This is a genomic window from Enterobacter cloacae complex sp. SHL001 (assembly GCF_049236825.1).
Lineage (GTDB): Bacteria > Pseudomonadota > Gammaproteobacteria > Enterobacterales > Enterobacteriaceae > Enterobacter > Enterobacter hormaechei_C.
In genome coordinates, this window is sequence record NZ_JBMKIP010000004.1 from 54,498 (window position 1) to 73,717 (window position 19,220).

Genomic DNA, 19,220 nt, shown 5'->3' on the forward strand with positions numbered 1-19,220 from the left:
GATTTAAGGGTTTAAGAATTAACCAGATGAAAATAGAGAGTTAATGAAGTTAGCGAAATGATCGCTAAAGCCCGCCGAAACGGGCCGGAGGGCTTAACGATAGAAGAGTTCGAAAGTCGCGACGGCGTCGACTTTCCCGGCTTTAACCTCTCCCGTTTTGATGTAACGGGCTTTGAGTGGGATCTCAACCGGGACGTTGTCCTGGCTACGGGTTATTGCCGTGTAGCTCTGGTCGAACTGTAACACCGCATCGTTCTTGTCGAGGATTTGAATGCCTACGCCGCTTGCTGCGTTGTCTCCGGTAGCAATGTTGAGGATATTGCCATCCGTTACGCCAGTCGACCCTGCACTGGTGAACTGATAATCAATTTTTGTTCCGGCTGCGCAGTCCTTAATATCAATCCTGAAACGACTGTCGGTCAGGATGTCGGAATACTGACCGTTAAAATCGTGCACATTGACCGTTTCTAGCGGCACGTAGATGTTTTTATCCACCAGGTTACAGGTGTTTGTTGTGATATGTACACTGGTTGGTGCAAAGCGGATTTCGCCTATCACATGGTTATCGTAAGTCTCATGTGAGGTTAACAGGGACGTATTAAGATCGCCCTCTTCGACCTCACCGATAACGATCAACTGAGCGGTAGCCCGGAAGTTGTAATTCGTTGAAAAGCTTCTTATCGTGCCAAGATAAGTTTCCGGCCTGATAATGTCTTCTTCGGTATAGCTGGGGAACTGGGTTGTAGACGCTGCAACGCGAACCCCAATTCCGGTCACGTTGGTTTTGTACACTCCGGGTAAAACATCTTCACGCGCATCAGCACCACTCAATGAGAGATAGCCTCTACGTACCCGAACGGAATCATCATCACAGCTTTGCGAGATCTCACCTGATTCCACGCTGGCGTCGTAAATAATCGTACCGACCTGGACATCTGGCTCAAGCTGTATGACAGCGGGAATGTTGAAGGTAACAATTCCCCCGCTGCTTCCGCCTCCCGTAAATGTACAAGTTGCGAAGGCCGGAGCTGAAAACAGCATGATTAGGCCAGCCATTGCGCTGATGAATAGTTCTTTGCTACGCCTCATTGGCAATCTACCGTCATTTTCAAAATAGTTGCTGAGCGCCCGGGAGGGAGATCCCCCGCCCACGCACACCGTTGATCGCGCCCGTCACCCCACTGCACATTCAGGGAAACCGCTTCATGCAGACCGGTAAGCCAGACTTCTCCTTCATCACCGACGATAGCCGTTGCACTTTCCTGCGTGACAATGGCGCCGAAAGGCACCGGCTTGCCGTGGAAAAGCAGCGTGATAAGCGCACGCTTCCCCACTCGTGCATCAAAATTCGCTGAGATGGCCGCACCTTTTGTTGGGACAACATCCTGGGTAGCGGCAGCAATTTCAATATCTTCACGATCCTGGGTGTTGACCGTAATACCGTTTTTCCGGTAGGCCGTCAGGGAAGGGACAATCGCGTTACCAAAGCGATCGATGTAGATCCCTCGCCCGTTCTGTACTTTGACGTTATCGCCATCTTTGATATGGACAATGGCAAAGGCGTCGCGGACGGATTGCCCCAGGGTTACTCCATGTTCATGCGCAACAATTGAACCCTGCGCGCTGTAGTTCCACTGTCGGTTATCACCCCCGTAGTTATACCCCAGCCCGACATCACCGGCAGATCCCCGGTAGCGCCCGGATACACTGCCGCCATAGCCAGTATCGTGACTGGCATAGGTCTGCTGGAGGTTATAGCTGAGGTTATTGTTCTCAAGTGCCGTGCCGCCGATCCCTACCTGATGCGAAACGAATCCACCGCTGGCAGTGTTGGCGCTGTAAGTTGACCAGGCGTTCGCTAGCCAGCGTGAAAGAGGTACGTTGACCATCAACGCCATTTGCCGATTGGTATTGGCGTCCGGCGTACGCGTCAGGCTGTAGCTTATCGACCAGGTTATACCGCGCCAGCCGGAGCTTAGCCCCGCACTGACGCTGCGCTCGTGTCCTGCCATGTTCCAGTAATCCTGCTGATAGCCATTAAGGTAAGCCGATCCCCAGTCCGAAACGCGTTGGGAAAGATTAACCTGCATGCGGCTGCGCCGATTATTGGTTCGCCGATAGGTATAAATCCCATCGTCAATCTCGCTGTCACGCTGGTCGACAGCTTCCTGAAAGGTATAAAACCCTGAGGTGGAATAACGGTAGCTGGCAAGCGTCACGGTGGTGTCTGTATCCGGAATATCCCTGGAATACTGCGCACGCCATGACATCCCGCGGGCATCATCTCGTCCATCATCAAAAGCCGTACGGGCGGCGGTCACATCCACGGATGCCGATCCGAAACGGCCAAGATCGGCCCCTGTTCCCGCCAGCATAGCCTGATACGACGATGCAACGAGCGCGCCGGCGTATGTTGTTACGCCATAAGGCAGGCCGTAAATGACCGTCCCTTGCAGAAAAGGGGGCTCGTCCTCACCTTCATTACCGCGATAACGCCCTGCCGCCAGCGAATATTTAAATGCCCCTTCCCGCTGTAGCACCGGTACCGATGCGCTGGCCTGGATGAAGCTGTGTTCGCTGCCGTCGGCCTCTTCCACCGTCACCTCCAGATCCGCGCCGGATGTGACCTGGCTTAAATCGCGGATCTCAAATGGCCCCGGAGAGACGTTGCTTTGATAAATGGTGTAGCCGTTTTGCCTGATGGTGACTTTTGCATCGCTATTTGCGATACCACGCACCACGGGGGCAAACCCCTGCTGGCTGGTGGGCAGCATGGAAGTATCCGTTTCCAGCTTCACGCCGGTCATTTGGACGCTGTCGAAAAGCTCGCCGTTAGTGTACGTCTGGCCTATCTCAAGCTGGCTTTGCAGGGTTTTGATATCACGTTGCAGCGTACTGGCGATTGCATCCCAACCGGCGTTGTCACTCCAGGTGCTGTTGTTACGCAACCGCCACGCCCCGAGGTTGATCCCCGACTCCAGACCAAGCCATGCAGATGACGTTTCACCAGAACGGTAGTGCTGCTGAGAGCCGCTAAACTGGTAGCTTGTCCAGGCGGCGGGAGCACCGTCATCCCAGAATTTAGGCTCGATAGCCCCGGCCGCAGCCTGATCGCGGTATTTTTGCGGGATCACCAGCTTGAAGGTCTGATTATCCTGGTCGTAATCGTAGCGGGCATTATCAATAAAATGGGAGATGTCATCGATTATCACCGCATCATCCAGATCTTTCATGTCCGGGATCGTGTCGACTTTTACCCCTAATGCACGCAGATCCTCTTTGGTCAGCTCCGGTAACAGGCGCTGCTTATCGTCAGACAAGATCCAACTCACCGTGCGTTTATCCAGAACATCCCGATCCCACATAATGGTCGTCAGAAAGTTTCCCGGCAGTAAGCCATTATCATTGATGAAATTTTTTAGCGTTGAGGTGTTTTCCAGCGGAGTGTCCATCTCGAGGATCCGCAGGTTAAATTCGTCATCTGCACTCACAGGCTGGATCATCGCGAGCAGCGCTAACGCGATTCCCTTCAGAACCTGTTTGTAGAGTGGAGATGACGACATAGGGTACCAGCATTGTGTGTTTAAAGAGCCTGCTTGCGCTGGGAGGTTTGCGCGCCGAAATCGCTAATAGCAGTCCACGTCACGGGCCCGTTTGCAGATTGAGGCACAGAAAAATATTGCTCGCTGAAAGGTGCGACCATCATTGAAATCGCCCCCGGCGTTGTTCTTGTGTCAGTCACAGGGACACTTTTCCCGCCCACGGCCAGCTCGCCAAAGGAGACGTAAAACGGCGTTGGGTTTTTCGCAATGAGCTTGTTCCCCTGGCGGCGGAAGGTGATTTTTTCATAGGCTTGTAGCGCATCGGTTTCTTTCAAATCAGCAGGACGCCAGAACAGCTTCAGACGCGTTTTCATCGCGAATTGCAGCGTATTCTTGTCTTTTAAGTCAGGTGATAACGCCGAGACGGATTTCACATTCGCCAGAAATAAAGATTCGCGATCTGCGGGCAGATTTTTTTTATCGCCGGTAAAAATGATGTGCAAAAGGGTCTGACGATTTTCCTGTAATTTATAGACAGGCGGCGTAATGATGAAAGGTGCTTTTGCATCATTGGGGTAACTCACCCAGCTTTGCACCAGATATCGAGTATGAGGGTCTTTATTTTTTAGTGCTATTTGTACTTCGGATTTATTCGATGGATAAATAATTCGCGTGCCACCGAGAACCACACTTGCCTGTACTGAACAGCAAGAGATAATCAAACATCCACCTAACAATTTTAATAAATAATTCATACTACGTTCCAGAAGGCAGCCCTTTCAGGCTGCCAAAATAGATTTAGCGATAAACAACCTCGAACGTTGCAGATGAGGAGTAGTGACCTGCTGTTGGTTTGTTATCACCAACCTGAATAACTTTCGCGGTGTAATTAAAGACAGATGCTGTGGCGCCAGTGGCATCGTTCGCAACATCGGTACCGGCTTCCGGTTCTGATCCGTTGAAAACCACGTCCCCCTTAGTCCCATTTTCATTACTGACAATGATGCCAACGTTGGTCGCATTGCCAGCGCCGGAAAGATCGTTCTTCAGGCGCTTGTATTCCGCATCCGTTGTGGTGCCGCTGAACTTGAGGTTCAGTTTGGCAACCAGCGGATCACATTTTTTCACTTCAATCTTAAAGGCCTTCGACGTCCCGACCTGACCGTCAGTACCAAAATCAGAAGGATAAGTATCTGCAAATGTGACGGTGGAAGTATTGGACCCCGAGCCATCAACATCAATTTCACAGGTATCCGCCACAATTTTTCCGGCGAAATTTACCGTACCAGAATCGTTCGCTGCAAATACCGGCAGAGAGAGTGCAGCCATAAGCGTGCTGGCCAGCACCGTTGAAACAACATATTTACTCATAACAATATCCTTATATGTGATGATGAAGATATCCATTCTTGATATATACAAAAATGTTGGGAAGTCCTCTAAGGAATATCCTGTGAGGTCAGTAAATTTCTGGAGAGGATTTAATCAGATTATTCTTCATCACGTCTAGATCGCAAAATGATAACACCCGAATAATCGGACACAACTTTCTGTTTTAGATGAAAAAAAGCAAAAATTAATAATTCTACATTTTAAATTTAATAATTTTAAATATAAATGAATGTAAACATAAAAAAAGGCCGCTTAATCCTTAAGCGGCCTTTTATTCAGGAAACTAATTAGTTTCCGCCAAACATGTCCTTGATCCAGCCGGCGACACCGTCGCTGTCTTTCTTCTCATTCTGCTGCTGCGGCTGTTGCTGCGGCTGCTGGGGTTGAGAAGACTGATCGAACGGGTTACCTGTCGGTTCTTCTGGCTGACTTTGCTGACACAGCGCATCCGGGTTAGTCGTCCAGACCGGCAGCGTACGCATCCCGCCACCGCAAATAAAGTTGCCCGATGCGTCCACGCCCATATCAACGATATCTTCCGGGGCAACCAGGTTCAGCGGCACCGGAGACTGGTTGGCCAGGTAGCGCTGGTAAATCGACATCGCACCGCTCGCGCCATACAGTTTGGTCGGCTGGTTGTTATCGCGCCCCACCCAGGTGATGACCACTTCACGACCATCAATACCGGCGAACCAGGTATCGACGTTGTTGTTGGTGGTCCCGGTTTTACCCGCCAGATGCAGGCCCGGATACTTCGCTCCCAGCTGACGGCCGGTACCGCGCTGGACAACCTGCTGCATGGTCCACAGCGTCATATAGGCCGCCTGCGCCGGAACTGCACGTTCTGCCTGCGGGAAGCTCTGATACAGCACGGAGCCATCTTCGGCAATCACCGAACGCAGAGCGGAAAGCGGAGCACGGTTACCGCCGCTGGCGATGGTCTGGAACGCCTGCGCCACTTCGATTGGCGTCAGGTTAAGCGCCCCCAGAATCATCGCTGGCACCGGGTGCAGCTGATCTTTCGGTACCCCCAGCTTCTGCCAGGTGTCGGTAATGGCCGGCAGGCCCAGCGCCATTCCGAGGTTAACCGTTGGCACGTTCATCGAGCGGGTTAACGCATCCACCAGCATGACCTGGCCGCTGAACTGTCTGTCATCGTTCTGCGGTGACCAAACCTGGCCGTTAGGCTGGCGCAGGGAAATTGGCGCATCGGCAATCCAGGTATTCAGGCGATAAAGATTCGGCTGGCTCAGCGCGGTCAGATAGGTCGCCGGTTTTGCCAGTGAACCAATTGAACGACGCGCCTGCATGGCACGGTTATAGCCCGCAAACTGCGGCTCAGCACCGCCCACCATGGCACGAACTTCGCCGGTGTTACGGTCAACCACTACCATCGCGGTTTCCAGATCGCTCAGCTTACGCTGCTTTTTCAGCGCCGGAATACCTTCTACCGCCGCTTTTTCTGCGGCGTCCTGTGCCACGGAGTCAAAGGTGGTAAAGATCTTCACGCCGGAGAGATCTTTCACTTTATCCCCGAGCTTAGACTGCAACTCCTGACGCACCATCTGCATAAAGGCAGGCTGCGGAGAGATCACCCCACCACGCGGCTGAACGCCCAGCGGACGCGCGCTCAGCATGTCGTACAGCTCCTGGTCAATCACCTGCTGTTGTTGCAGCAGACGCAGCACCAGGTTACGACGCTCCAGCGCCAGTTTCGGGTTACGCCACGGGTTGTAGATCGACGCGCCTTTCACCATGCCCACCAGCAGCGCCTGCTGGTCAAGGCTCAGCTCTTCTACCGGACGACCAAAGTAGTACAGGCTCGCCAGCGGGAAGCCGCGGATCTCGTTGTCACCGCTCTGACCGAGGTACACCTCGTTCATGTACAGCTCAAGAATACGATCCTTGCTGTAGCGCGCATCCATCAGCACGGCCATGTACGCTTCGTTGGCTTTACGCCAGTAAGAGCGTTCGCTGGAGAGGAACAGGTTTTTCACCAGCTGCTGGGTCAGGGTACTTGCCCCCTGCACCGTACGCCCGGCAGTCAGGTTCGCCAGTACCGCACGACCAATGGAGTAAAGGCTAATACCGTCGTGCTCGTAGAAGTGGCGGTCTTCGGTTGCCAGCAGGGTATCTACCAGCAGATCCGGGAAGCCGTTACGCGCCACGAACAGGCGCTGTTCGCCGTTTGCGGACGACAGCATGGTGATGAGGCGCGGATCGAGACGGAAGAAACCGAACTGGCGATCGTTATCCATGTTCTCAATGGTTTCCAGACGATCGCCGTCAAAGGTCAGACGCGCGCGCACCTGCCCTTCTTTACTGTCCGGGAAGTCGAACGGACGGCGGATCATCTCAATGCTTTTCGCCTGGACGGTAAATTCACCCGGACGGGTCATTTTCGTGACCTGACGATACTGCGTGGCTTGCAGCAGCTTCACCATCTCGTTCTTGCTGATGGACATGTCCGGCTCAAGGTTCACCATGCGGCCGTACACTGCCGCAGGCAATTGCCAGACTTTCCCGTCGATACGGCTGCGGATCTTCTGATCCAGATAAACGCCGTAAATCGCGATCAGGACAACAAAAACAATGAACAGCTTCAGCAGCAACCAGAACCAGCCGCGCTTACCACGAGGCTTACGCCCTTTGCCTTTCCCTTTACGTGGCATCGGTTCTTCATCCTCATAATCGTCTTCATAGTCATCATCATACTCCTCATCTCTGAGGCGACGACGGCTTACCTTTTCTTTCGCCGGACGCGTCGGCTTTCCCTTACGTCCTATTGGCTCGCGGTCATTCCCCGCCATGCTTTTTCTCCGCAACATTCAGGCGCAAAGGCCAGATTTTCTTATCTTGCACAGGTCAGTGAAAGAAGAAATCTCTCAAAGTTTGTTTCTCCCTCTCCCCGTGGGAGAGGGCCGGGGTGAGGGCATCAGGCCGCACTCCCCTTTTCGATCCATTACGAATATTTCTTCGTGCGCCGTGTCGGCGCGGTATTCGCCGGATCGTCCGGCCAGACGTGTTTGGGATATCGCCCTTTCATCTCTTTCTGCACTTCACGATAGCTCCCCGCCCAGAACGCCCCCAGATCGCGGGTGATCTGCAAGGGACGATGCGCAGGCGAAAGCAGCTCAAGCACTAACGGCACGCGCCCTTCAGCGATGGACGGCGTGGTGGCCTCACCAAACATCTCCTGCATCCGAACCGCCAGCGCCGGCGGATTATCCTCATGATAACGAATGGCAATCCGGCTCCCGGTTGGCACAGTGTAATGCCCAGGCAGTTCACTATCCAGACGTTGACGTAACGACCAGTCCAGTAAATTCTGTAACGCTGCCTTAACATCAAGCGCCTTCAGGGCGCGCAGCGAGTGTACGCCGTTCATCTGCGGCAACAGCCACTGTTCAAGCGTCGCGAGCAGCGTCTCATCATCCACCGCTGGCCACCCCTGTTCCGGCAGCCACTTCGCGGCGCAATGCAGGCGAATGCGATACTGTTCGGCCTCCGGCGTCCAGTTCAGTACGCTCAGCCCTTTTTCCCGAATGCCGTTCAGCATCGCCTGGTGTAACTCTTCCTCCGACGGCTTCGCCAGCGGTTTCGTCCCGAGCGTCAGTTTGCCAATCTGGCTACGACGGAACGCCTTCAGCGTGCCCTGGGCATCATCCCATTCCACGATGTCAGATTGCTGAAGCAGCTGCGGGCAGGCACGCGTCAGCGCGTCAATATCCACGGCAACCGCCTGTAAAATACGCGCGTCCGGGGAGTGGCTGCCCTGGAGCAAGAGCGGCGCGATCAGCCATTCGTGACGCGTCAGGGCGTCATCGCTGTCCAGCATCGCGCCCATCCCATTTGCCAGCTGATAGCGACCATCCAGCCCGCGACGGCGAGCGATCCTGTCCGGGAAGGCCTGGGCCAGCAGAGGGATAACTTTATCGCTGTCAGGCGAACCGCCCCGGCAATTCAGGCGTTTACACAGCTGCTGCGCGCGTTGTTGCCAGTTTCCCTGATGGCGAGAAAAGGCCTGTCCCAGATCGCTGCTGCCACCGCGCGGCGGCTCCTCAAGAATAGCCGCCAGTTTTGCCGCCGTGGCAATTTCATCGTCGCCCTGTGCTGCCACCAGCATTGCCGCCAGACGCGGATCGTTGCCCAGCGCCGCCATTTTCTGACCGCGCGCCGTCAGTCGCTCGCCTTCCAGCGCGCCAAGCTGGGTCAGCAGGCTGCGCGCGGCGGAAAGGTTCACGACAGGCGGAGGATTAAGCCAGGTGAGCTGGTCAGGGTCCGGGCAGCCCCACTGCATCAGATCCATCACCAGCCCGGAGAGATCGCTTTGTAAAATCTCAGGCGTGCTCTGCAATGCCGCACGCTCCGCCTGCTCGGCGCTGGTTAAATGCAGGCAAATACCCGGCTCAAGACGCCCTGCTCGCCCTGCGCGCTGCACCATCGAGGCCTGGCTGATGCGCTGCGTCAGTAGCCTCGTCAGCCCGGTACGCGGATCAAAACTGGCCACCCTCTCCTGCGTACTGTCCACCACCAGGCGAATGCCTTCGATGGTCAAACTGGTTTCCGCGATATTGGTTGCCAGCACTACTTTGCGCTGCCCCGCCGGTGCGGGAAGGATCGCCTTGCGCTGGTCAGCCAACGGCAGCGCGCCGTAGAGCGGGCACAGCATAACGTCACTGTTCACCCGGGATGCCAGCTGCTCCTGTACGCGCTGGATTTCGCCTACGCCGGGTAAAAACAGCAGCAGCGAGCCGGGTTCCTGACGGAGCAATTCGGCGGTGGCGATGGCAACCGCTTCGTCAAAACGCTGATGGGCAGGCAGCGGCTGATAGCGGCGCTCGACCGGGAACGCACGCCCTTCAGAGGAGATCATCGGCGCGTCAGGGAGCGTCTGCCGGAGCCGCTCGTTATCCAGCGTCGCCGACATAATCAGCAACCGAAGGTCGTCGCGCAGCCCCTGCTGAACGTCGAGCAGCAGCGCAAGGGCCAGATCGGCCTGGAGGCTGCGCTCGTGAAATTCATCAAGGATCACCAGCCCGACGCCGGTCAGCTCCGGATCGTTTTGCAGCATACGGGTGAGAATACCCTCGGTGACCACCTCCAGCCGCGTGGACGGTCCAACGCAGGTTTCGGCGCGCATCCGGTACCCTACCGTCTCGCCCGGTTTTTCATTCAGCAGTTCCGCCAGGCGCTGCGCCACATTGCGCGCGGCCAGCCTGCGTGGCTCCAGCAGGATAATTTTCCCGCTGATGCTCCCCTCGCGCAGAATTTGCAGGGGCAGCCAGGTGGATTTACCCGCTCCGGTGGGCGCGCTGAGCAAAACCTGTGGCGCATGTTCTAAGGCTGCGAGAAGCTCAGGAAGGACGACAGCGACGGGCAAAAAGGACACTTACGGCTCCAGAGGGTTAACATTAATCGGCGTACATTGTAGCATCGGCGCATATCATTACCGAGTCTTGCGCATGTCTGAGTCAAAACGGCTATTCTTCGTCATTGAATTACCCACCACGCTTCAACGGCAGATTGTTCGCTGGCGCGCCAGCCACTTCCCCGCGGAAGCGGGCCGCCCCGTCGTCGCCGCCAATATGCACCTGACGTTAGCCTTTCTTGGTGAAGTAAGCGCTGAAAAGCAGCGCGCGTTAAGCGCAATGGCCGGACGCATTTCGCAGCCGGGGTTTACGCTGCATCTTGACGATGCCGGGCAATGGCTGCGCTCTCGGGTGGTCTGGCTGGGGACGCGGCAGCCCCCTCGCGGACTGCTACAGCTCGCCAACATGCTGCGGGCGCAGGCCGCGCGCAGCGGCTGTTATCAGAGCCCGCAGCCGTTTCATCCCCACATTACCCTGCTGCGCGACGCGGGTCAGGCCGTTGCCATCCCGCCACCGGGCTTTCACTGGTCCTTTCAGGTGAATGAATTTGCGCTGTACGAATCTGCCTTTGTACAAGGACGCACCCGCTATACTCCGCTTCAGCGCTGGACGCTGGGCGACACGTTAAGGAATCCTGATGAAGTTTAGCCCTGCACTCCAGCCCGCCACGCTGATCCAGCGTTACAAACGCTTTCTCGCTGATGTGATCACCCCTGAGGGCGAAACGCTCACGCTGCACTGCCCTAACACCGGCGCCATGACCGGTTGCGCCACGCCGGGTGACACGGTCTGGTATTCCACATCAGAAAATACTAAACGCAAATATCCTCATACCTGGGAAATGACCGAGACGCAAAGCGGGGCATTTATTTGCGTGAATACCCTGCGCGCAAATCAGCTGGTTAAGGAAGCCCTGACAAATGGAATGCTTCCTGAACTGGTGGGTTACGGCACGCAAAAAAGCGAAGTGAAATATGGCGATGAAGGCAGCAGAATTGATTTTATGTTACAGGCGGAAGAGCGCCCTGAGTGCTATATTGAAGTGAAATCAGTGACGTTAGCGGAACAGGAAAACGGCTTCTTTCCGGATGCGGTAACGCTACGTGGCCAGAAGCATCTGCGAGAGCTAATGAGTGTAGCGGCGGCGGGCAAGCGCGCCGTGTTGCTGTTTGCGGTTCTGCATTCAGCCATTGAACGGTTTTCCCCGGCCCGTCATATTGATCCTAAATACGCGCAATTGTTGAATGAGGCACAAAAGCAGGGGGTAGAGATTTTCGCTTATAAAGCGGAACTTTCTGCCGATAATATGACTCTGAGATCCTCTCTTCCCATTGTCTTATAAGGGATTAGACGATTGACTAATAAGTGTTCTGGCCGCGTGCGCAAATACGCTTTTCCTCACAGGGTTGTCAAGTGTTACGTTTAGATAATTGCCATACGGAAAAGCATCTGCTATTTATAGCGACCTGATTTTTCCCCCAACACGGGGATCGATAGTGCGTGTTAAGGAGAAGCAACATGCAAGAAGGGCAAAACCGTAAAACATCGTCCCTGAGTATTCTCGCCATCGCTGGGGTGGAGCCGTATCAAGAGAAGCCGGGCGAAGAGTATATGAACGAAGCCCAGCTGTCGCACTTCAAGCGTATTCTTGAAGCATGGCGTAATCAACTCAGGGATGAAGTCGATCGCACCGTTACACATATGCAGGATGAAGCTGCTAACTTCCCGGACCCGGTCGACCGTGCCGCTCAGGAAGAAGAGTTCAGCCTCGAACTGCGTAACCGTGACCGCGAGCGCAAACTGATCAAAAAGATCGAAAAAACGCTGAAGAAGGTCGAGGACGAAGATTTTGGCTACTGCGAATCCTGCGGTGTTGAAATCGGTATTCGTCGCCTGGAAGCGCGTCCAACAGCCGATCTGTGCATCGACTGTAAAACGCTGGCAGAAATCCGCGAAAAACAGATGGCCGGCTAACGCCTGCCCTCTCACTACTCAGCTAAGGCGGGAGTCTCTCCCGCCTTGTTACCGTTGATATGTCTGAATCTCACTATATCGGGCGCTTTGCGCCATCTCCCTCCGGTGAATTACACTTCGGCTCATTAATTGCCGCGCTCGGCAGCTACCTACAGGCTCGCGCCCGTCAGGGTCAATGGCTGGTCCGCATTGAAGATATCGATCCTCCACGTGAAGTTCCCGGTGCAGCAGAAACTATTCTGCGTCAGCTGGAACATTACGGTCTTCACTGGGACGGCGACGTGCTCTGGCAGTCTCAACGCCATGATGCCTACCGTGAACGTCTGGCGTGGCTTGCTGAACAGGGCCTTTCCTATAACTGCACCTGCACGCGGGCGCGAATTCAGAGCGTGGGTGGCGTTTACGACGGCCACTGCCGTACGCGGCACAACGGTCCTGAGAATGCCGCCGTGCGGCTGATACAGCGTTCTCCGGTGACGCAGTTTACCGACGTACTCTCAGGAACAATTCAGGCGGATGAACGCCTGGCGCGTGAAGATTTTATTATTCACCGTCGTGATGGTTTGTTTGCCTATAACCTGGCGGTGGTTGTCGATGACCATTTCCAGGGTGTTACGGAAATCGTGCGCGGGGCGGATCTGGTTGAGCCTACCGTGCGGCAAATATCGCTTTACCAGCAGTTTGGCTGGGCGGTGCCGGATTACATCCATCTGCCGCTGGCAGTCAATGAACAGGGAAATAAGCTATCGAAACAGAATCATGCCCCGGCGCTGCCTGACGGCGATCCGCGCCCGGTTTTGATCGACGCGCTGCGATTTCTCAACCAGAATGTAACGCAGGAATGGCAGGATCTGAGTCTGGATGAATTGCTGAAAACGGCCATTGCTGACTGGGCGCTTATGGCCGTGCCAAAAATCCAGCATTCTCAAATGCGTTGCGCTGAGCTATGATTAGCCGCTTTTTTGATAACAAAACACACTACGAGGTGTACTATTTTTACCCGAGTCGCTAATTTTTGCCGTAAAGTGCTGAGCCGCGAAGAGAGCATGGCGAACGACGCTATTGCACAGCCACACATGTCGGTCATTCCGCGTGAGCAGCACAATATTTCCCGCAAAGATATCAGTGAAAATGCCCTCAAGGTGCTCTATCGTCTGAATAAAGCAGGCTACGAGGCCTATCTCGTCGGCGGCGGGGTGCGCGATTTACTGCTGGGCAAAAAACCAAAAGATTTCGACGTGACGACCAGCGCCACGCCTGAGCAGGTGCGTAAATTATTCCGCAACTGCCGTCTGGTTGGCCGCCGTTTCCGTCTGGCGCACGTGATGTTTGGACCGGAAATTATTGAAGTGGCGACCTTCCGCGGTCACCACGAAGCGGGCGTTAACGATCGCACGACTTCCCAGCGCGGCCAAAACGGCATGCTGCTGCGTGACAACATCTTCGGCTCTATTGAAGAAGATGCTCAGCGTCGCGATTTCACCATCAACAGCCTTTACTACAGCGTGGCGGATTTTACCGTGCGCGATTACGTCGGCGGTATGCAGGATCTGAAAGACGGTCTGATTCGCCTGATCGGCACGCCGGAAACACGCTATCGCGAAGATCCGGTCCGAATGCTGCGCGCTGTGCGTTTCGCCGCCAAGCTGAACATGCGTATCAGCCCGGAAACCGCAGAGCCGATCCCGCGCCTGGCGACGCTGATCAACGACGTGCCCCCTGCCCGTCTGTTTGAGGAGTCGTTAAAGCTGCTCCAGGCAGGCTACGGGTTTGAAACCTACAACCTGCTGCGTGAGTACAACCTGTTCCAGCCGCTGTTCCCGACCATTACCCGCTACTTCACCGAAAACGGTGACAGCGCAATGGAGCGGATAATTGCGCAGGTGCTGAAGAACACCGATACCCGTATTCATAACGATATGCGCGTGAATCCGGCGTTCCTGTTCGCGGCCATGTTCTGGTATCCGCTGCTGGAAACGGCGCAGCGCATTACCCAGGAGAGCGGTCTCGCCTATTATGATGCGTTCGCGCTGGCGGCAAACGACGTGCTGGACGAAGGCTGTCGCACGCTGGCGATCCCGAAACGTATTACCACGCTGGTGCGTGATATCTGGCAGCTTCAGCTGCGTATGTCCCGCCGTCAGGGTAAACGCGCCTGGAAGCTGATGGAGCATCCTAAGTTCCGCGCCGCGTTCGATCTGCTCTCTCTGCGTGCTGAAGTTGAAAGGAACCCGGAACTACAGCGCCTGGCGCAGTGGTGGGGCGAGTTTCAGGTTTCTGCGCCACCGGAGCAAAAAGATATGCTTACGGATCTGGATGATGAACCGGCACCGCGCCGTCGTCACCGTCGCCCGCGCAAACGCGCACCGCGTCGTGAAGGTACGGCATGACCCTTGCGTATATCGCCATCGGCAGCAATCTGGCCTCTCCGCTGGAGCAGGTTAACGCTGCCGTGCAGGCCCTGGGAGAGATCCCCCAAAGCTGCATTGTCGCGCTGTCCTCATTTTACCGTACGCCGCCGCTCGGCCCGCAGGATCAACCTGATTATCTGAACGCCGCCGTGGTGCTGGAAACGACCCTTGACGCAGAAACGCTGCTGGATAATACCCAGCGTATTGAGCTACAGCAGGGTCGTGTCCGCAAAGCCGAACGCTGGGGACCGCGCACGCTCGATCTCGATATTATGCTTTTCGGTCACGAGGTGATTAACACCGAACGCCTCACCGTTCCGCATTACGACATGAAAAACCGTGGGTTTATGCTCTGGCCGCTGTTTGAAGTCGCGCCCGATCTCACCTTCCCTGACGGCTCCTCGCTGCAAGCCGTTCTGCAAAATCTCAACGCGGATAAACCGGCCCGCTGGTAATCCCGCCTCCGCATCGATTAACCATTCCTTATTTGCGGTTAATCGATTGCCTAAAATCATTGTTCCCTCAAATGTTACTGTTAGAATGCGCAAAGATTCGCTTTTGGGCCATCAGGAAACAGTATGAAACCAACCACCATCTCCTTATTGCAGAAATGCAAACAGGAAAAAAAACGCTTCGCCACTATCACCGCGTATGACTACAGCTTCGCAAAACTGTTTGCCGAAGAAGGGATCAACGTCATGCTGGTCGGAGACTCGTTAGGGATGACGGTACAAGGACATGATTCCACTCTGCCGGTCACGGTCGAGGATATTGCTTACCATACCCGCGCCGTGCGCCGGGGTGCCCCCGCCTGCCTGCTGCTTTCCGATCTGCCGTTTATGGCGTATGCCACCCCGGAGCAGGCCTTCGAAAATGCGGCGACCGTGATGCGCGCCGGCGCCAATATGGTCAAAATCGAAGGCGGCGCCTGGCTGGTCGATACGGTGAAAATGCTCACCGACCGCGCCGTGCCGGTTTGTGGTCATTTGGGGCTGACGCCGCAGTCGGTCAACATCTTTGGCGGATATAAGGTGCAGGGCCGAGGCGATGCGGCGCAGACGCTGTTTGATGATGCCGTGGCGCTGGAAGCCGCGGGCGCGCAGCTGCTGGTGCTGGAGTGTGTGCCGGTTGAGCTGGCTAAGCGTATCACTGAGGCGCTGTCGATTCCGGTGATCGGCATCGGCGCGGGTAACGTCACCGATGGCCAGATTCTGGTCATGCACGACGCCTTTGGGATCACCGGTGGCCATATTCCAAAATTTGCTAAAAATTTCCTGTCAGAAGCAGGCGACATGCGTGCTGCTGTGCGGCAGTATATTGCCGAGGTTGAGTCCGGCGTTTATCCGGGCGAAGAACACAGTTTCCATTAAGGAGTCCAGGTGTGCTAATCATAGAAACCCTGCCGCTGCTGCGTCAGCATATTCGTCGGGCGCGTCAGGAAGGTAAACGTATCGCCCTTGTTCCAACCATGGGCAACCTGCACGACGGCCATATGAAGCTGGTCGATGAAGCGAGAGCCCGGGCAGATATCGTGGTGGTCAGTATCTTCGTTAACCCGATGCAGTTCGATCGCGAAGACGATCTGGCGCGCTACCCACGTACTTTGCAGGAAGATTGCGAGAAGCTCAAAAAACGTCATGCGGATATCGTCTTCGCACCGGCACCCGCAGATGTGTATCCCCAGGGCACCACTGAATCGACCTACGTCGACGTGCCGGGTATTTCGACCATGCTGGAGGGCGCCAGCCGCCCGGGCCATTTCCGTGGCGTCTCCACCATCGTCAGCAAGCTGTTTAACCTTGTGCAGCCGGACATCGCCTGCTTTGGCGAGAAAGATTTCCAGCAGTTGGCGCTGATCCGCAAAATGGTTGCCGACATGGGCTACGACATCGAGATCGTCGGCGTGCCGATTGTACGCGCGAAAGATGGCCTGGCGCTCAGCTCCCGTAACGGCTATCTGACCGCCGAACAGCTTAAAATTGCGCCGGGCTTAAGCAAAGTCATGAATACGATGGCAGAGCAACTGCTGGCAAAAGAGTTAACAGCAGAAGAGATTATCGCCCTGGCTGAACAGGCGCTGAACGAGAAAGGTCTTCGTGCTGACGACGTTCAAATTCGGGATGCCGATACGCTTCTGGCACTTACAGAGACCAGCAAACGTGCGGTAATTCTGGTGGCGGCATGGCTCGGCCAGGCCCGCCTTATCGATAACAAAGTGGTTGAGCTGGCGTAGTTTTTCTACCCGGAAGATGAAAGGTAAACGTAATGATTCGCAAAATGCTGCAAGGTAAACTTCACCGTGTGAAAGTCACTCAGGCCGACCTGCATTATGAAGGCTCCTGCGCGATCGACCAGGATTTTCTCGACGCGGCGGGTATTCTCGAAAACGAAGCCATTGATATCTGGAACGTTAACAACGGCAAACGTTTCTCAACCTACGCGATTGCTGCCGAGCGCGGTTCTAAAATCATCTCCGTTAACGGCGCGGCTGCACATTGCGCGGACGTAGGTGATATCGTGATTATCGCCAGCTTTGTCATGATGTCTGACGACGAAGCACGCCGCTGGCAGCCAAAAGTAGCCTACTTTGAAGGCGACAATGAGATGAAACGTACCGCGAAGGCGATTCCGGTGCAGGTTGCTTAATCCGCGCTTACAGGCTGCAGAGAAATGTGCAGCCTGTGCTTTTCACCCTGCGTTTTATTAATTTAGATAGTATCAACGATGACTCATTCATAGTGATAATATTAACGCCACGCGTTTCTCTTGATGCTTATAACACTCATTTCACACACTCTCCCTTTCAGAATTAAACTCATTTAGTTAAAAATTAAAGTAATAAAATATTTTATGAGCCTGTGAAATTTCATAAGAATAAATTAAAATGGTTTTATTAAGACACAATTTTACATGTGTTACTATTAAGCTAACCATCAAAAGAAACGACCTGACCCTGGAAGTTCAAGAGCTAACTATCTGGACTATCGGCCTCACTTGAAATTAGATTAACTAAAAATTAACTTAAGCATATTTAAATACAAAGTTAATCAAAACAATACTATATTCGCCCTGCTTTTAATCTAAAGCTGAATTGGTTTTCTACAAACTCTTTTCTAATAAATGGATGTTCAAAATGTTCAAAAAATCTCTTTTAGCCGCAACTGTGGCTGTAATGGCAATGGGCTCTGTTTCTGCAATGGCGGCTGATGTAGGCGTGATCACTTTTGATGGCGCGGTAACTGACACCACTTGCGTAATCACTTCCAATAACGGTGTTGACGCCAATAACGTCACCATTACCATGCCTGTAGTTAAAAAGGCAGACGTGGAAAAAACTACCGTTGACACTGGCGTTGGGTCTAAAGAGTTCGAACTGCATCTGAGCGAATGCCCGGATACACTGACCAAAGCGTCCGCGACCTTTACCTCTCAGCAGTTCGCAGAACTGTCTAACGGTACGCTTAAAACCGACCCAACGGTGACCGGTCATGCTGATAACGTAAGTCTTGCGCTGTTCAACAACACCACCACCAGCTCCGATCGCGTCATGATCGGCCAGCCGAACAACAACACTCAGGAAGCTACACTGGAAGCGGGTAAAGGCACTCTGGCCTACCGTGTGGCGTACGTTCCGAGCGCCGACTGGGCTGCTGGTACTAACGATATCGCGGCCGGTAAAGTGAGCAGCAACGTCACTTTCACCATGTCTTACCAGTAATAGCTGCATTTTAGTTCTGCGCTCACGGATGAGGTGGGCGCATGTTTGTTTAATGGATGACATTATGCGCCTTTCAAAAATGAATGTTACCGCACTGTTTTGCAGCGCGGCTTTTTTAGTTTCTAGCTCTGCATTTGCAGATATCGTGATTTCCGGCACGCGCGTTATTTATCCGCAGTCTGCAAAAGACGTTACTGTCAAAATGGAAAACCGCGGTAATAAGCCACTTTTGGTCCAGGTATGGCTCGATGATGGTCGTGATACCACCAACCCAGAAGAGCTAAAAGTTCCGTTTATCGTCACCCCCCCCGTTTCACGCGTTGATCCAGCTAAAGGCCAAACCGTGCGTATTACATGGCTTGGACAAGCAATGCCCCAGGACCGCGAAACCATGTACTGGTTTAACGTGCTTGAAGTGCCACCGAAAACCAAAGACACCGACAGCCAGAATATGCTGCAGCTGGCGTTTAGAACACGCATAAAAATGTTCTTCCGGCCTGATGGTTTGAAAGGCGATTCTTCTGTAGCAGCAGCACAGCTTAAATGGACGCAGCAAAATAATGCGCTGGTAGCGCGTAATGACTCCCCATATTACGTCTCCGTCGCAAAAATCGATATCAGCGCCGGCGGCAAAAAAATCGAAATCGATCCGCATGTGGTCGCTCCTTTTGCAAGCCAGTCGTACGCACTGAAAGAGGCTGGCTCCATCAAGGTTAAAAAAATGACCTACACATCTATAAATGATTACGGCGGCGCTGAACCTCACGAGACCACCGTTAATTAAGAAGAACTGTACATTAATTAGTAGCTA

At 54.2% G+C, this 19,220-nt stretch carries 17 protein-coding genes; 11 read left to right on the forward strand and 6 right to left on the reverse strand.

The features are described from left to right. Positions 1-93: 93 nt before the first annotated feature. The 6 genes from ACOTYH_RS12450 to hrpB all read right to left on the reverse strand — a co-directional run bounded on the left by ACOTYH_RS12450 (position 94) and on the right by hrpB (position 10,326). Positions 94-1,041: a fimbrial protein gene (locus tag ACOTYH_RS12450; RefSeq protein ID WP_223230156.1), complete on the reverse strand. Its 948-nt coding sequence runs from the start codon at positions 1,039-1,041 to the stop codon at positions 94-96. Between the two features lie 44 nt (positions 1,042-1,085). After that, the gene (locus ACOTYH_RS12455; protein WP_421637771.1) at positions 1,086-3,563 is read right to left on the reverse strand and encodes a fimbria/pilus outer membrane usher protein; all 2,478 of its coding nucleotides are present in this window, start codon (positions 3,561-3,563) and stop codon (positions 1,086-1,088) included. A 20-nt stretch (positions 3,564-3,583) separates the two neighbouring features. Then, entirely contained in the window at positions 3,584-4,297 is a 714-nt protein-coding gene (locus ACOTYH_RS12460) for a fimbrial biogenesis chaperone (RefSeq protein WP_017383749.1), read from the reverse strand. Between the two features lie 43 nt (positions 4,298-4,340). Further along, entirely contained in the window at positions 4,341-4,949 is a 609-nt protein-coding gene (locus tag ACOTYH_RS12465; RefSeq protein ID WP_015572710.1) for a fimbrial protein, read from the reverse strand. A 272-nt stretch (positions 4,950-5,221) separates the two neighbouring features. Next, a complete protein-coding gene (mrcB, locus tag ACOTYH_RS12470) occupies positions 5,222-7,744 on the reverse strand; it encodes a bifunctional glycosyl transferase/transpeptidase (protein ID WP_017383751.1) in 2,523 nt (840 codons plus the stop codon). A 152-nt stretch (positions 7,745-7,896) separates the two neighbouring features. Further along, on the reverse strand, positions 7,897-10,326 hold the full coding sequence (gene hrpB, locus ACOTYH_RS12475; protein WP_048973390.1) for an ATP-dependent helicase HrpB: 2,430 nt from the start codon (positions 10,324-10,326) through the stop codon (positions 7,897-7,899). Between the two features lie 73 nt (positions 10,327-10,399). On the opposite strand from hrpB, the gene thpR reads away from it, so the two are divergent. From thpR to ACOTYH_RS12530, 11 genes are all read left to right on the forward strand, one after another. After that, positions 10,400-10,954, forward strand: a complete 555-nt coding sequence (gene thpR, locus ACOTYH_RS12480; protein ID WP_015572708.1) for an RNA 2',3'-cyclic phosphodiesterase — start codon at positions 10,400-10,402, stop codon at positions 10,952-10,954. Further along, positions 10,944-11,648: a DNA/RNA nuclease SfsA gene (gene sfsA, locus ACOTYH_RS12485; protein ID WP_015572707.1), complete on the forward strand. Its 705-nt coding sequence runs from the start codon at positions 10,944-10,946 to the stop codon at positions 11,646-11,648. The genes thpR and sfsA overlap by 11 nt, the downstream gene beginning before the upstream one ends. 176 nt (positions 11,649-11,824) lie before the next feature. Further along, a complete protein-coding gene (dksA, locus tag ACOTYH_RS12490) occupies positions 11,825-12,280 on the forward strand; it encodes an RNA polymerase-binding protein DksA (RefSeq protein ID WP_001155232.1) in 456 nt (151 codons plus the stop codon). A gap of 59 nt (positions 12,281-12,339) precedes the next feature. Further along, the gene (gluQRS, locus tag ACOTYH_RS12495) at positions 12,340-13,230 is read left to right on the forward strand and encodes a tRNA glutamyl-Q(34) synthetase GluQRS (RefSeq protein WP_039271683.1); all 891 of its coding nucleotides are present in this window, start codon (positions 12,340-12,342) and stop codon (positions 13,228-13,230) included. 42 nt (positions 13,231-13,272) lie between these two features. Then, positions 13,273-14,670 (forward strand): polynucleotide adenylyltransferase PcnB, encoded by a 1,398-nt coding sequence (gene pcnB / locus ACOTYH_RS12500; RefSeq protein ID WP_026080645.1) that lies wholly within the window; start codon positions 13,273-13,275, stop codon positions 14,668-14,670. After that, entirely contained in the window at positions 14,667-15,146 is a 480-nt protein-coding gene (gene folK, locus ACOTYH_RS12505) for a 2-amino-4-hydroxy-6-hydroxymethyldihydropteridine diphosphokinase (protein ID WP_047637668.1), read from the forward strand. The genes pcnB and folK overlap by 4 nt, the downstream gene beginning before the upstream one ends. Before the next feature lie 123 nt (positions 15,147-15,269). Continuing rightward, positions 15,270-16,061 (forward strand): 3-methyl-2-oxobutanoate hydroxymethyltransferase, encoded by a 792-nt coding sequence (panB, locus tag ACOTYH_RS12510; RefSeq protein ID WP_015572705.1) that lies wholly within the window; start codon positions 15,270-15,272, stop codon positions 16,059-16,061. Positions 16,062-16,072: 11 nt separating this feature from the next. Continuing rightward, positions 16,073-16,924: a pantoate--beta-alanine ligase gene (gene panC, locus ACOTYH_RS12515; RefSeq protein WP_077580179.1), complete on the forward strand. Its 852-nt coding sequence runs from the start codon at positions 16,073-16,075 to the stop codon at positions 16,922-16,924. A gap of 32 nt (positions 16,925-16,956) precedes the next feature. After that, the gene (gene panD / locus ACOTYH_RS12520; RefSeq protein WP_032671421.1) at positions 16,957-17,337 is read left to right on the forward strand and encodes an aspartate 1-decarboxylase; all 381 of its coding nucleotides are present in this window, start codon (positions 16,957-16,959) and stop codon (positions 17,335-17,337) included. Positions 17,338-17,824: 487 nt separating this feature from the next. Beyond that, complete coding sequence (locus ACOTYH_RS12525; RefSeq protein ID WP_033486457.1) at positions 17,825-18,409, forward strand: fimbrial protein; 585 nt, start codon at positions 17,825-17,827, stop codon at positions 18,407-18,409. A gap of 79 nt (positions 18,410-18,488) precedes the next feature. Beyond that, positions 18,489-19,193, forward strand: coding sequence for a fimbrial chaperone (locus ACOTYH_RS12530; RefSeq protein ID WP_370532108.1), 705 nt, complete (start codon positions 18,489-18,491; stop codon positions 19,191-19,193). The last annotated feature ends 27 nt before the right edge of the window (positions 19,194-19,220 follow it).